Here is a 13,237-nt window from a genome sequence, read left to right as displayed (position 1 = left end):
CATGGCTCAGGCACGGACATTGCGGATTCTCCTGACCGGCGCTGCAGGCCTGGTGGGGCAGGGCGTTGCCCTGGCCTGCCAGCGTTCGCCGCAGGTTGCCGGCTTGACCGCGCTGGTGCGGCGCCCGGGCAGCCTGCGCGGACCCGGCAGCGAACGGGTGGTCCCGGACTTCCTGCACATCGACGCGCAGCGTGATGAACTGGCCGGGTACGACGCATGCTTCTACTGTGCCGGTGCGCCACCGGTTGGCACTGCCGAGGCCGAGTACCGGCGCGTGACCCTGGACACCACACTGGCAGTGGCCCGCGCCTGGGCTGCGGTGAATCCGCAGGGGTCCTTCCTGTATGTCTCCGGCGCAGGCGCGGACCCGCAAAGCCGGCTGATGCCGCTGCGGGTGAAGGGCGAGACCGAGCGGGCGTTGCAGGCGCTGCCGCTGCGCGCGGTGATGCTGCGTCCGGGCGGGGTCCGGCCGGTGCCGGGGACAGGTACCCGGCATGCCCTGTTGAAACCCCTGTACTGGGGCGGCGCACCGTTGATGAAACTGGCCGGTGCGCTCGCGCCCTCGCTGATGACCAGCAACCTGGCGCTGGGCATGGCCATGATCGCCCTGGCCGGAAGAGAAAACCCGCCGGCCACGATCGAGTGCGCGGATATCAACCGGATCGCGGCAGGCATGCGCGATGCGTCCGCCTGACCTCAGCGCGGCGCAGCCTCCAGCGCGGTGCGCACTGCCAGCGCAAGGTCACTGCGGGTAAATGGCTTTGGCAGCAGGGCGGCTGCACGCCCCTGCGCGCCAACCGCATCGTGGTCGCGTGGATAGCCTGACGTGAACAGGACCGCGATTGCCGGCCAGCGTTCACGCACCTCACGCACCAGCTCCCAGCCGGACATGCCCGGCATCACCACGTCCGAGAACAGCAGGTCGACCTTGGTGTCCGGCCGTTCCAGCAGCCGCAACGCCGAGGGGCCGTCGTGCGCTTCCAGCACGCGGTAGCCCAGCAGGCGCAGCGCATCGACTGTATGCGCACGGACATCGTCGTTGTCCTCGGCCACCAGCACGGTTTCCTCGCGTGGCGAGTAGCCGGCCAGGCCCGTCTGCGGGACGCGAGCCTCGCAAGGCAGCGCCAGAGGCGAGCGCGGGAACATCATGGTGATGCTGGTACCGCCGCCTTCCACCGAATCGATCAGCACGTGGCCACCGGACTGCTTCACGAAGCCGTGCACCATCGACAGGCCGAGCCCGGTGCCGCGGCCGACCTGCTTGGTGGTGAAGAACGGCTCGAACACGCGCGCCAGGGTGGCCGCGTCCATGCCGTGGCCGTTGTCGCGCACCCGCAGCATCACATACTCGCCGGGGGAAGCATCCGGGAACAATGCGGCGTAGTCGTGGTCGAGGTGGCTGTTGTCGACTTCGATCACCAGGCGGCCGCCGTGCGGCATCGCGTCGCGCGCATTGACCGCCAGGTTCAGCACCGACGCTTCCAGTTGGCTGATGTCGATCTCCACGCACCAGATGTCCTCGGCGGTGCGGATGTCCAGTTGCACCAGTTCGCCCAGCGCCCGCCGCAGCATGTCCTGCATGTCCAGCAGGCACTCGTTGAGGTTGGCTGCCTGGCTGTGCAGCGGCTGGCGCCGGGCAAAGGCGAGCAGGCGCTGGGTGAGGCTGGCGGCACGGCCAACCCCCTTCAGGGCATTGTCCAGGGCACGGCTGGCCATCGCGCCGGCTTCGCCGGCCCGTTCGCTGAGCAGCATGGCGTGCTCGATGTTGCCCGAGATCACCGTCAGGATGTTGTTGAAATCATGCGCGATGCCGCCGGTGAGCTGGCCGACCGCCTCGATCTTCTGCGACTGGCGAAGCGCATGCTCGGCCTGCCGCCGCGCAGTAGTTTCCACCGCCTCCGATACCACGGCGGTGGCCACGCCGTCGGCGTCCAGCAGCGGGCGCAGCGAGACGTCGAAGCTGCGCCGGCCGGTGGGCAGTTCCAGCTCGAGGGAATGCAGCGAGTTGCGACCCTGCGCCGCCGCGGCGACGGCCTGGTCAACCACCGCGCCGACGCCATCGGTGTTGGCGAACCACAGGGATTCGCCGAAGCGCTGGCCGACAATGTCCTTCTTGTCCGCCAGCACGGCGGCCAATGAAGCGTCATTGGCATCGACCACGCGCCCGGACAGATCCAGCAGCACCTGATGCTGGAAGCTGGATTCAAAGATTGCCTGCAGCCGCCGTTTGCTGGCCCGCAGTTCGGCGGTGCGCGCCTGCACCTGCTGCTCCAGGGCCTGGTTGTCCTCACGCAGGGCCAGTTCGGCCTGCTTCAACACCGATACGTCGCTGCCCATGCAGATGTAGCCGGCCACGCTGCCATCGGCGGCATGCTCCGGCACGCAGTCCATCTGCACGAATCGTGACTGGCCGCTGCGATGCACGAGCTCGACCTGGAAGCTGGTGCGCTCGCCCTGCAGCACGCGTTCCAGGCTGGGGAGGGCACGTTCGAAGGCGCTGATGCCGCTGACATCGCGGGCAAGGCGTCCCAGCAATTCGGCCTGGCTCACGCCATGCCAATCCAGGAACGCCTTGTTCGCGAAGCGGTAGCGGTGGTCCTTGTCGAGCCGGGCGATCAGCGCCGGAACGGCGTCGGTCACCTGCTGCAGCTGCGCCTGGCTCTCATTGAGCGCAGCCTGCGCCTGCACCAGCTGGTTGCGCTCGTGGGCTTCCTGCCGCGCGCGACGGATTGCATCCGGCAAGCGCTGCAGGCGCTGCTTCACCACATAGTCGCGTGCGCCGCGGGTCAAGGCCTGCACGGCCAGCTCTTCGGTCAGGGTGCCGGAGACGAAGATGAAAGGCGTGTGCGGGATGCGCTCGCGCGCCAGCGCAAGGGCGGCATCGCCATCGAATCCAGGCAGTACGTGGTCGGCCAGGATGATGTCGAAGGGGCGATTGTCGATCGCCTCGATGAACGCATTGCGGGTCCACAGCCGCTCGGCCTCGAAGTCGAGGCCTGCGCGCTGCAGCTGTGCGCTGATCAGCTCCGCGTCAAGCGCGCTGTCCTCCAGCATGAGGATGCGCAGGCGCTCACTGCGGCGCGATCCATCACGCATGGTGCTGCCCCGAACCGTTGGGCCGGTGCGGCGGTGGCTGGTTGGTGATGCCCCAGAACATGCCCAGCCCCTGGATGGCATCGAAGAATTCCTTGAAATCGACCGGCTTGACCACGAATGCATTGACGCCCAGTTCGTAGCTCCGCACCAGGTCCTGCTCCTCGCGCGAGGAGGTCAGCATCACGATCGGGGTGCTGCTCAGCTGCGCGTCGCCACGGACCTGTTCGAGCACTTCCAGGCCATTGACCTTGGGCAGCTTCAGGTCCAGCAGCACCACGACCGGGCCACCGTGCATGGCGCCGGCGAACTTGCCTTCGCAGCGCAGGTACTCCAGCGCCTCGGCGCCATCGCGCACGTGGATGACGTCGTTCAGCAGCTGGCAGCGTGACAACGCGGCCATCGTCAGCTCGGCGTCTTTGGGGCTGTCCTCGACCAGGAGGATCGGCCGCAGGTCCCTCATGGGTGATCTCCTGTGGAACGGGGTAGGGTGAAATGGATCGTGGCGCCCTTGCCGGGTTCGCCCTCGGCCCAGGTGCGGCCGCCGTGGCGGCCGATGATGCGGCGCACATTGGCCAGGCCGATGCCGGTGCCTTCGAATTCCTCGACGTGATGCAGGCGCTGGAACACGCCGAACAGCTTGTCCACGTAGCGCATGTCGAAGCCGCAGCCGTTGTCGCGCACGAAGAAATGATCTTCGTCGTCGTTGCGTTCGTGGCCGACCTCGATAACCGCCTGCTCGCGCTCGCGGGTGAACTTGATCGCGTTGCCCAGCAGGTTCTGCCAGACCAGGCGCAGCATGGTCGGATCGGCCTCGACTTCCGGCAGCGGCGCCAGCGTCCACTGCACCTCGCGGCCGGCATAGTCCAGGGCCAACGTCCTGCGTACGTCCTCGGCCAGCGCAGCCATGTCCAGCCGCACCCGGCCCACCGTCGAGCGGCCCATCTGCGAGAAGCTGAGCAGGTCATCCACCAACGTGCCGGCCGATTTCGCCGATTCCACGATGGTGTCGAGGAAGCGGCGTTCGGTGTCGTTGAGGCGCTCGCCCGCAGAGCTGCCCAGCAGCTCCGAGTAGCCGACGATGTGGCGGAAGGGAGCGCGCAGGTCGTGGCTGACCGAATACGAGAACGCTTCCAGTTCCTTGTTGCTGCGCACCAGCTGTTCGTTCAGCTCCGCCATTTCCTCGGCCTTGCGCAGCACGATGTCGACAATGGCGGTGCGCATTTCGTGCGCGGCATCGCAGTCGGCATCACTCCACGGCAGGCTGCGCTGCTGCACGGTCTCCTTCCACGCCTCGAACGAGTTGCGCGGCGACAGGGCCACGCCGGGTGCCTCGGTCTTGCGCGGGTCGCCCCCCCAGCGCACGGTGCGCACGACCTCCGGCCGGAACCACATCAGGTAGCTGTGATGGAGCTGCGAGATCGACACCGCCAGCAGGCCACTGGCCACGTCGGTCAGGCACGCGGCAGGCGACCAGTCGGCGGCGAGATGATCGGTGCAGTACATTTCCTGCCCGGCGTGCTGGTTGGCCAGCCAGTCGGCCAGGGCCAGCACCTCGCTGGGGGGCGGGCACTGCCCCACGCGCATGCAGTCCCCCTTGTGCACGATGGCCGCGCCGGCCGCGCCGGTCAGCGACAGCAGGCTGGCCTCATCGTGGCGCAGCGCCGCCATGAACTCTTCGTCCCCGGCCATGCGTGCCAGCAGCTTGACCAGCACCGAGCGACGGGCCACGCGTTCCTCGATCGCGCGCGCGCGCTCCTTCAGCGCGATCTGCAGTGACAGGATCTGGCCCATGAACTCACAGGCCGTACGCACGTGGTACGGCAGGCGGCGCGGCTGCACCGCGTGGCAGGACACCAGGCCCCACAGCCGCCCTTCGTGCACCAGCGACACCGACATTGATGCCCCGGTGCCCATGTTGCGCATGTACTGCAGGTGCACGGGCGAGACGCTGCGCAGCACGGCCAGGCTAAGGTCGGTGGGAGGCGCGTCGCGATGCGCTTCCGCGCGCAGCAGCGGTGCAGGGGTGTAATCGCTGTCCGCAATCAGGCGCACCCGGTTGCGGCGGTACAGCTCACGCGCCTGGGCGGGGATGTCCGATTCGGGGAAGCGCAGGTCCAGATAGGATGGCAGCAGGCCGTTGCCGTCCTCGGCCACCACCGTGCCATTCCAGCCTGCATCGAACTGGTAGACCAGGGTGCGGTCGAAGCCGGTGAGGCGTCGCACATGCGCGGCGGCCAGCCTGCACAGGTCTTCCACCGTCGTGGCGGTCTCGATGCCGGACATCAGCTCGCGGATCGCCGGGTACAGCTCTTCCAGCGAACCGGGCTGGCCCGGAACCGGCGCCTCCAGTTCAACCAGAAGGTCGGTTGCAGACCGGTGCACGAGCAGCTGGTGGCGGCCATGGCCATCCAGATGCACCGCGCCCACGTGTGCGCTGCTGCCAACCGTGGCCTGCTGCAACACCGCCTGGAACGGCGCCAGCACGCCACCCATCACCTCGGCGACGTGTTGCATCAACGGCTCGCCGAACTGCTGCAGCAGGGCGGGGTGGCTGATGGCGCGCTCACGCACCTGCAGCGAGTGCGGTTCCACCACCAGAAGCACACCGTACGGCTGGATCGCGCCGGGGGTATGGATCGGTTCGCGCGCGCAACGCGACAGGGGAGCGTCGTGCGTGGGCTCAGCAGAAGGCATCAAGGGCGGGACTCATGATTCGTGAAGGGCAGGAACGACCCAGCGGTGTATCCGGTAACCATGGATGGTGAAGCAAAAGAGCGTATCCGCCTACCTCCCTGTGCATGTGGCGTGTCCTCCATCTGAAACTGAATTCTTCATACAAGCAGCGATGCGCATGCGGCAGGCGTCTCTGCCGGCTTCGCGGCCAGTGCATCTGCGCTGCACGCCGGCTCGACAGCGGCTGCCCTAGGGTGGCTCGACTTCCGTCGGATACCACGCCCGTGAACCTGCAGACCCTGCCTTCTACGCCGTACCGCATGCTGGCTGACAGTTGCCAGTTCGAACTGCTGGATGTGGATGCCCTGCAGGACCCCGCCAGTGGCCGGTTGCTGCACCTGTATTCGCTGGTGGCCCGTTGCCTGTCCTGCGAGACGGTGTTCAAGGCCGAAGAAGGACAAGGGCTGGTCAGCCATTCGTCGGCGCGTGTGGTGCGTTGCCCCACCGGCTGCGGGCAGCAGGCGTTCAAGCCGGCGCTGTTGAGGAACTGGCGCCCACAGGTCGTGGCCCAGGCGTAAGCGATGCGGCGCGCTATCACAGCAGCCCGGGGTTGGCACGCCAGACTGCGAAGTTGAGCGCCGAGGCGAAGCAAATCCAGGCCAGATAGGGCAGCAGCAGTACGGCTGCCATCGTGCGGACGCGCACGAACGCGAGCATCGTCGCGCACACCAGCGCCACCAGCACCAGGATGTCGGCGAAGGCGAGGGCGCCCAGCTTCCAGCCGAAGAACAGCCAGCTCCACAGTGCATTGATGGCCAGCTGCACCAGATAGAGCCACAGCGCAGGCCGCGCGCCGCGCCAGCCGCGCTCCCGCCAGACCAGCCACGCCGCAATCGCCATCATGGCGTACAGCAGGGTCCATGCCGGGCCAAACACACCGGCAGGCGGCGCCCATGCAGGCAGGACGAGGGTGGCATAGAAGCTGGCGGCGGACGTCGAGGCCCACGCGCCCAGTGCGGCGGCGGCGAAGGTGATCGCCACCCATCCCAGAAAGCCATAGGCCTGTGTGCGCTTGTTCATTGCGTGCAACTCGTCAATTGGGGCGTCGGTGTATACGCACCGGGGCCGGCAATGGATGCAGCCGCTTGCCTTCAGTGCGACGAGCCTGCAGCTCCCGTGCCCTGGCCCGCTGGCAGCAGCGAAGGCTGCTGGTCAAACCACTCGCGTGCCTTGACCAGATGCCATTGGCGCTGGTCGCCGTCCAGCTCGATGCCCGCACCCAGCAGCCCCCACCGTAGATAGAGATCACCGCGCTTGCGCTGTTCCAGCAGATCCAGCCGCGCGCGTACCGACAGGCGGTCGTTCTCGGCCTGCAGGCCATCGATGACCAGATGGCCAGGGCGCCAGCGCAGCGTCGCCTGCGCCTGTACCTGTCCGGAATCCAGCAGGGACAAGGTCCAGCGCGGGTAGTCGGTGCGCTCCGCGAACAGCGCCAGCAACGGTCGCGCATCGCTGAGATCGAGGTCCGTGGTGGCATCCACCTGGAACGGCGACTGCGCATCGATGCGCCCACGCCTGAAGTCCACGCGGCCTTTCCATGCCGTCGAGCCCTGCGTGCCCGCCACCTGCACGTTGCGCAGCTCGACCGTGGTGCCGGACAGATCGAAATGACGCTGGTTGAAGTCTCCCCGGCGCAGTGTTGCGTTCACGTCGATATCGCCGCCCATGTCCAGCCCTGCCACCTTTGCACTGGCGTTGCGCCCCAACAGCCGGGCCGTGCCATGGCCGACGCGCCCGTCGGTATCGAGGGTCGCATCACCACTTACGGTGCCGGTGCCACGGAGCAGTCGCACCTGGGGCGAGCCCAGGTAACGGTTGTAGGCGGTCAGATCAGGGATGGTGGCTTCACTGAAGCGCAGCTGCGCGCGGACGCCTTTGCGCAGTTCCTGCAGGCGGCCATCGCCGGTCAGGTCCAGGGCCAGATCCCGGCCGTCGAACAGGCGTACGTCCTTGGCATCGCCTGGCCGCGCGGTGAAGCGGGGCAACCGGACGGCCAGCCGCGCCTGGCTGGGCGTGCCGGCCTTCAGTTCGCCGTGGGCACTGGCCGTGCCCGCCAAGCGCACACCCGCCACCTCGGCCACGGCTTCGGCTGCAGGAATGTCCACGGTGCTGCCTTCGGTCAGCTCGCCGTTGCGAAGGCGCAGGTCCGCCTTCAGCGTGCCGCCGCCATCCAGCTGCAGCCACGGCTTGCGCAGGAACAGGGCAGGGATCCAGTTGAGCGAGGTGAACGTCCATTCGCCGCGCACTGTGCCAGAGCTGCGTTCCAGCAGCTGTGCGGGCTGTTGGAAGGGAATGTCCCGGCCACTGATATGCAGATCGGCATCCACCTCGCTGCCTGAACCGGACTTTGGCGGCAAGCGGGCCTGCAGGCGCATGTCCTTGGCCACATTGAGTTGCAGCGCCAGCATGCCGCGATCGGGGGCGCCGTCGCCCAGGTAGAGCGGCACCTGCCACAGCGCGTGGTCGCCGGGCTGCAGTTGGCCATCGATCAGGTGGAGTGCTGCCTGCAGCCGTCCGGGCACTGGTGCGCTGGAGATCTTCGGCGTTGTGGCATTGGTGTCCATGCGCAGGCCCTGGCTGCGGGCATCGACCTCGAGCTGGGCATGCAGCAGCTTCAACTTGGCCAGGCCGGGCGCCTGGTCCCGATAATGGCGCGGATAGCTGAAGCGCGCGGTGAGATCCATGTCGCCCAACAGCTGCACGCCGTCAAAACTGGTGTCCGCATCGCTGAATGCAACCTCGGATTCGAACAGTTCCGACGGCCCGCCGCGCAGCTGCTTGAGGAAGCCCACCGTGCCCTGGCCCTGGCCGATGATCAGCAGCTTGCCGAAACGTACGCTGCGGATACTATCGCTGTGGATGGCGTCGAAGCGCAGGGTCCAGCCCCGGTCGCTGCGCGGCGGTGGCGGGATGGCCTCTTCCACGCGGCTGATCTCGGCCGAAACCCCGGTGGCCTGCAGCCGGGGCACCCGCACCTCGCGCTGGAACAGGGGCAGCACCGCCAAGCGAGCGCTGGCGCGGTCGGCGTGCAGCACGTAGACCGTGTGGTTCACATGGCCGCGCATGTGCACGTTCCAGGCGATGACATGGCCTGGCAGCACGGTAATGGCCGGCCCAGTGGTCATCACGAACTTGTGCGGCTTGCGGTTGGTGACCTGGTCAAACAGCGGTGTGTTGAGGAAGATGTTGCCGGCCAGCAGGTACAGCAGGTAGATGCCCAGCAGGACGCAGGCAGGAACACGCCACCGTCGAAGCCGGTGCGGGATGTGCGCGGAAACAGGGGGCATCTACTGCTCTGAAGGCCGGAATATCTGCAACTATTGCCGAGCCGATGGCGGTGGCGCGTGAAGCAGCTACGGAGCAGGCGTTGGATTCTGGTAGTGTCCGGCCTGGTCACCACCACAGATCTGCAGGAGTCGCATGGATATCCGGCCCGCCCGTGCAGGCGATTTCGACGTGATGTGGGGCATGTTCGAGCAAGCCATTGCGACGCAGGATGCGCTGCCCTTTGCTGGCTCTTTCGCTGTCGAGACGTTTCGCGCGCATTGGTTCCAGGCCCAGGCACCTCATGTAGCTGTGCTGGAGGGCCGGGTTGTGGGCATGTACAAGATGGGCCCGAATTTCCCTGACCTTGGGGCGCATGTGGCCAGCGCCACGTATGTGGTCGACGCCGCGACACAGGGGCGGGGCGTGGGCCGAGCCCTGGTGGAACACAGCCTGGAGCGGGCGAGGGCGGAAGGGTTCCTGGCCATGCAGTTCAATTACGTGGTCAGCACCAACGGCCCGGCGGTGGCGCTGTACCGGAAGCTGGGGTTTGCGGTGGTTGGAACGCTGCCAGAGGCCTTCCGGCATGGCAGGCGCGGGTTGGTCGATGTCTTCGTGATGCACAGGTTCCTGTAGTGCCGTCGCCAGGTCGGCCGCATCAATCAGCATTCTTCGGGAGTGTGATGACGAATGAGGTGCGGCCATCACGCCATCGTCCATGGACAGTGCCGCGGTGCGCGTGGCAGATTTCCCGCACCAGGAACAGGCCGAGGCCAAGGCTCGCGTGTTCTCCCTGTGACGCGTTGTGCGAGCCTCGGCGCAAGGGATCGAACAGGCTGTTGAACGCTTCGTCCGACAGTTCGGCCCCCGTGTTGCTCACCGTGATCAGGATCTGGTCGGCGAGGCCCTCAAGGCTGATCCGCACATCGGTGCCGTGTTCGCCGTACTTTGCGGCGTTGGTCGTGAGGTTGTGAACCGCCTCGCGCAACGAAGAGGCATCGAAGCAACCGCGGGCATCGCCTTCAACCTCATACGTGATAGGGACGTGGGGCAGGGCAGCGCGAAGCAATTCGACTTCCTCGCCAAGCGATTGGGCAAGATCGCAGTCCACCGGATGAATGGCCATCCCATCGCCCAGCTTGCTGCGGCTGTAAGCCAGCAGGTCGTCCAGCAGCTTTTTCATGCGCATGCTGCCGTTGATGATCCGCTCGACCTGCTTGGCCAAAGCTGGGTCCTGCAGCCCACTGGCCAGGGTGTCTGCCGAGAAGATGATCGCTGCCAAGGGGCCTCGGAGATCATGCCCGAGCGCCGCGAGGAAGATCTGCCGCCAGGATTCGACCTCGGCAGAGAACTGAGCAAGGGATTCGGCCACCGCCTGGTCGATGGCCTCATTGAAACGAAGGATGTCATCGATCGATGAAGTGACCAGCCGCTGGTCGGATGCCCATCGCCGAAGTACCGAAGCCCGAAGCGCTCGATACTCAGCCACCATCTGGTTGAGGCCAAAGCCGGCGATGGCGCGGGTTCGGCCATGATAGGACGCGGCGGACTCGGGGCCGGGTTTCAACGGTGCAAGCCCGTGGGACTTTGCGAGCTGCTGGGAGTCTGTCTGCGGCGATCTGAGATCGTCTATGACCGCCTGAAGAATCTGGGGAAGATGATTCCGAAGTTGCTTTGCGCTGAACTCGACGGTATCGGGTGCCTGCGTTTCGGCGAATGCCACCGCGTCGTCGAGGATTTCCCGCGCATTCCGTTCGATAAAATCAGCCAGGCGCATCGCCAAACCCGTCCTTAAGTGGTGCGCCGAGCCTACACGAGGGCGTTTGGATACGGGGTGAGAAAGGCTCGGCGTGTGGGGCGCGGTTCTGCCGGTGTTGGGGCGGCCATTTGAAGGGGGAGCCTGCAGCGCGGGTTGGGCCCGGGCGGCCGGTCGCCCGGGCCAGTCTGGCTAGAACATAATATACATTATGCGAAATGACGTGTCGGGCTGTTGCGGCGTTCGTCTCCTCTGCGTGGCAATGGCTGGGCCTCTGGCTCGGCTCTTGCCTGCGCCCTCAATCCCCGGCCAAGGATGAGATCGCGGCATGATTGAGTTCGACCCGCACCACCGCATTGACTGACCGGCCCTTGGGCTGGATTTTCTGTCCTCGGTGATCGTCTGATCACGCCCGAAGGCCGCGAGCTGCTTCCCGAATATCTGGCCTCGCTGTCGCTCACCGCCTGCCAGGCACAAGAGCGGCTTACTCCCTTACGCTCTCGATGAGCATATGGCGAATAGTCCGATTCTCCAGCTTAGAAACAATGGGGCTACTGTCATCTACGTTTTCGTGAACGTGCATGCCCTCGTTGTAGATAATTCCCAGGAGGTAGATCGTGTCGTCAACGTCGACGCCGTTCTCGACGGCAAAATCCAGCTTCTTCTTCGTCATGAACTTGTCGAGGAAATCCGCTTTCCGAGCCTGACCTTGGATCGCGTCATGGGTAATCTTCTCAATTCTGACACGAACAAAGCAGCAGACGGCAAATGGATCATAGTTGTCCGATTCGTTGACGTACTTGTTCCACTCCGCTTCTGTGTAAGCATGAAATGCGATCGAATCTCCCCAGGACTCCTTCAGGCCAAGAGCCTGGAACTGTGCCGTTACGTCAACCGGCGACGGATCATAGTGCAGATAATGGCGGCCAATGTCTTCTTTAATGGATGGATCTTCACGCTTTGCGATAAGGGCGCGAAAGTCCTTGTTGATGGTCGGTTTGGACTTCTTTAGGAAATAGATCTTCTGACTAGCGAACGTGAAGTTCTTAAAGTAGTAAGGATTCAGGTGCGTAAGAATCAATGGATACATGTTCCTTTGTTTCTCGCGGACCTTCTTGATAAGCCTGGTGATGTAGTACTGAACCGCTACGAGATTGGCGTCGTCCAGGTAGTCAAACACCTCGTCAATAACGAGGATGATGTCGCGCGACGAGATGGATCGCTCAATCTTCCTCAGCTCCGCCGCAAAGCACAGAGAGTCACGCTGGCCATTAGATATATGCAGGGCTGGCGGGAAGGAGACGACGAGACTCCCATTGCGCTCAGCAGGCCTGACCCTCTTCCATGTGGAACCGAACGCCTTGATGATGTCCTCAAAGCTCTCCTTTTCGTTGACATACGAGAGATACTTGCACGCTTCCTTGAAGGCCTTCTTGTTACCCAGGTAGGTCAGCGCCACTTGCAGGCCCGAGAGCAGAGCGTCGATACGGGCTTGGGCGGGGCCGGCAGCCATTGCCAAGAGATCAGCCAACGCCTTGACGGCGTCGATCGCTTCAAGGCGTAGCGCGAGGGCATCACTAGCCCATGCTCGTATTTCGTCGACGGTTCCGGCCTGAGCCTGAAGCAACGCAGTTACCTCTTCTAGGTCATTTTGAATGCGGACACCCGTCATCTTGTCCATCACGCCATACAGATCAATCAAGCCGTCGGCTAGCGCTGGGTTCCCGAGTGTCTTGCTGAGGTTCTGGAAGGCCTTGCCGGATGGCCCAAAGCGAGTGCGCATCTCCGTTACGTCGTAGGCGTGTTTTGCCTTGGCGGGAATGGTCTGGACCAGCACCAAGTCGCTGATATCCAGTGACGCTGTTGCGGTCGTGAACCTGCCTAAGTTGTGCTTGGTGACCTTCGCCCGAAGCCGGCTGGCGATCACATGGACATCAAAGGATGCCGCAATTCCGTTGCAGCCCCCATCTGCAACGAGGGTGGAAATTTCGCCATTCTTCCTAATCGTGAGGGTCAGTTTTGGGGCGAGCGATTCATCTCCAAGGTGGAACTGATCTTTTGGAAGCTCTAACCTCTTGGTCTTGAGCGCGGCGAACGCCGCGGCAAGCGAGCTTTTGCCGAATCCATTTGGAGCGACAAGGAGTGAAGGCTTGTTAGGAATAATGTCGAGTTGAAACGTGGAGTCCTTGATGCCCCTAATGTTCTCTATGGCTACAGATTTAATCATCGCCCCCTCTCTGTGAATGACGTAAGCCTTCGGTCCAACTATCGCGTGTCAGGCCTTCATTGCAACAAAAGATAGCCAGAACGCGCCGCCATAAATTCCTCAAGGGCGCGATAGGCGCTCATCCCCAAAACGCCGATCGCCTCGAGCCCTCAGAGTGGCCT

At 64.7% G+C, this 13,237-nt stretch carries 11 protein-coding genes; 4 read left to right on the top strand and 7 right to left on the bottom strand.

What is annotated here, in order from left to right; genetic code table 11:
• Position 1 precedes the first annotated feature (1 nt).
• Positions 2 to 694 carry a Rossmann-fold NAD(P)-binding domain-containing protein gene (locus tag AC5JLE_RS14535; protein WP_032961090.1) on the top strand — a complete coding sequence of 231 codons (693 nt, stop codon included), beginning with the start codon at positions 2 to 4 and terminating at the stop codon, positions 692 to 694.
• Between the two features lie 2 nt (positions 695 to 696).
• Here AC5JLE_RS14535 and AC5JLE_RS14530 read toward each other — a convergent pair whose 3' ends face one another.
• The 3 genes from AC5JLE_RS14530 to AC5JLE_RS14520 are packed head-to-tail and all read right to left on the bottom strand — an operon-like array spanning position 697 to position 5,790.
• Positions 697 to 3,096, bottom strand: coding sequence for a response regulator (locus tag AC5JLE_RS14530; protein ID WP_164076853.1), 2,400 nt, complete (start codon positions 3,094 to 3,096; stop codon positions 697 to 699).
• Positions 3,089 to 3,556: a response regulator gene (locus AC5JLE_RS14525; RefSeq protein ID WP_046430516.1), complete on the bottom strand. Its 468-nt coding sequence runs from the start codon at positions 3,554 to 3,556 to the stop codon at positions 3,089 to 3,091. Before AC5JLE_RS14525 ends, AC5JLE_RS14530 begins: the two co-directional genes overlap by 8 nt.
• Positions 3,553 to 5,790, bottom strand: coding sequence for an ATP-binding protein (locus tag AC5JLE_RS14520; RefSeq protein WP_262217310.1), 2,238 nt, complete (start codon positions 5,788 to 5,790; stop codon positions 3,553 to 3,555). The genes AC5JLE_RS14525 and AC5JLE_RS14520 overlap by 4 nt, the downstream gene beginning before the upstream one ends.
• Positions 5,791 to 6,053: 263 nt before the next feature.
• On the opposite strand from AC5JLE_RS14520, the gene AC5JLE_RS14515 reads away from it, so the two are divergent.
• Positions 6,054 to 6,347, top strand: a complete 294-nt coding sequence (locus tag AC5JLE_RS14515; protein ID WP_014647137.1) for a hypothetical protein — start codon at positions 6,054 to 6,056, stop codon at positions 6,345 to 6,347.
• A gap of 16 nt (positions 6,348 to 6,363) precedes the next feature.
• Here the strand turns inward: AC5JLE_RS14515 and AC5JLE_RS14510 are convergent, their stop codons facing one another.
• Together AC5JLE_RS14510 and AC5JLE_RS14505 are read right to left on the bottom strand one after the other, a co-directional pair.
• Positions 6,364 to 6,849 carry a TspO/MBR family protein gene (locus AC5JLE_RS14510; protein ID WP_164109227.1) on the bottom strand — a complete coding sequence of 162 codons (486 nt, stop codon included), beginning with the start codon at positions 6,847 to 6,849 and terminating at the stop codon, positions 6,364 to 6,366.
• A 71-nt stretch (positions 6,850 to 6,920) separates the two neighbouring features.
• A complete protein-coding gene (locus AC5JLE_RS14505; protein ID WP_262217311.1) occupies positions 6,921 to 9,116 on the bottom strand; it encodes a hypothetical protein in 2,196 nt (731 codons plus the stop codon).
• 133 nt (positions 9,117 to 9,249) lie between these two features.
• Here AC5JLE_RS14505 and AC5JLE_RS14500 point away from each other — a divergent pair, with 133 nt between their 5' ends.
• On the top strand, positions 9,250 to 9,729 hold the full coding sequence (locus AC5JLE_RS14500) for a GNAT family N-acetyltransferase (protein WP_014647140.1): 480 nt from the start codon (positions 9,250 to 9,252) through the stop codon (positions 9,727 to 9,729).
• Positions 9,730 to 9,751: 22 nt separating this feature from the next.
• Here AC5JLE_RS14500 and AC5JLE_RS14495 read toward each other — a convergent pair whose 3' ends face one another.
• Complete coding sequence (locus AC5JLE_RS14495; protein WP_262217312.1) at positions 9,752 to 10,870, bottom strand: sensor histidine kinase; 1,119 nt, start codon at positions 10,868 to 10,870, stop codon at positions 9,752 to 9,754.
• A gap of 339 nt (positions 10,871 to 11,209) precedes the next feature.
• Here AC5JLE_RS14495 and AC5JLE_RS14490 point away from each other — a divergent pair, with 339 nt between their 5' ends.
• A complete protein-coding gene (locus AC5JLE_RS14490) occupies positions 11,210 to 11,356 on the top strand; it encodes a DUF3653 domain-containing protein (protein ID WP_496065436.1) in 147 nt (48 codons plus the stop codon).
• On the opposite strand, the gene AC5JLE_RS14485 is transcribed toward AC5JLE_RS14490, so the two are convergent.
• The gene (locus AC5JLE_RS14485; protein ID WP_496065418.1) at positions 11,334 to 13,076 is read right to left on the bottom strand and encodes a hypothetical protein; all 1,743 of its coding nucleotides are present in this window, start codon (positions 13,074 to 13,076) and stop codon (positions 11,334 to 11,336) included. The two genes, AC5JLE_RS14490 and AC5JLE_RS14485, sit on opposite strands and share 23 nt — an antisense overlap.
• Positions 13,077 to 13,237 lie beyond the last annotated feature (161 nt).

The organism is Stenotrophomonas sp., from assembly GCF_059505245.1.
This window is presented reverse-complemented; position numbering and strand designations above follow the sequence as displayed.

Coding starts and splice junctions, on each gene's coding strand:
- AC5JLE_RS14535 (WP_032961090.1), top strand. CDS start 2: ATGGCTCAGGCACGGACATTGCGGATTCTCCTGACCGGCGCTGCAGGC.
- AC5JLE_RS14530 (WP_164076853.1), bottom strand. CDS start 3,096: ATGCGTGATGGATCGCGCCGCAGTGAGCGCCTGCGCATCCTCATGCTG.
- AC5JLE_RS14525 (WP_046430516.1), bottom strand. CDS start 3,556: ATGAGGGACCTGCGGCCGATCCTCCTGGTCGAGGACAGCCCCAAAGAC.
- AC5JLE_RS14520 (WP_262217310.1), bottom strand. CDS start 5,790: ATGCCTTCTGCTGAGCCCACGCACGACGCTCCCCTGTCGCGTTGCGCG.
- AC5JLE_RS14510 (WP_164109227.1), bottom strand. CDS start 6,849: ATGAACAAGCGCACACAGGCCTATGGCTTTCTGGGATGGGTGGCGATC.
- AC5JLE_RS14505 (WP_262217311.1), bottom strand. CDS start 9,116: ATGCCCCCTGTTTCCGCGCACATCCCGCACCGGCTTCGACGGTGGCGT.
- AC5JLE_RS14500 (WP_014647140.1), top strand. CDS start 9,250: ATGGATATCCGGCCCGCCCGTGCAGGCGATTTCGACGTGATGTGGGGC.
- AC5JLE_RS14495 (WP_262217312.1), bottom strand. CDS start 10,870: ATGCGCCTGGCTGATTTTATCGAACGGAATGCGCGGGAAATCCTCGAC.
- AC5JLE_RS14485 (WP_496065418.1), bottom strand. CDS start 13,076: ATGATTAAATCTGTAGCCATAGAGAACATTAGGGGCATCAAGGACTCC.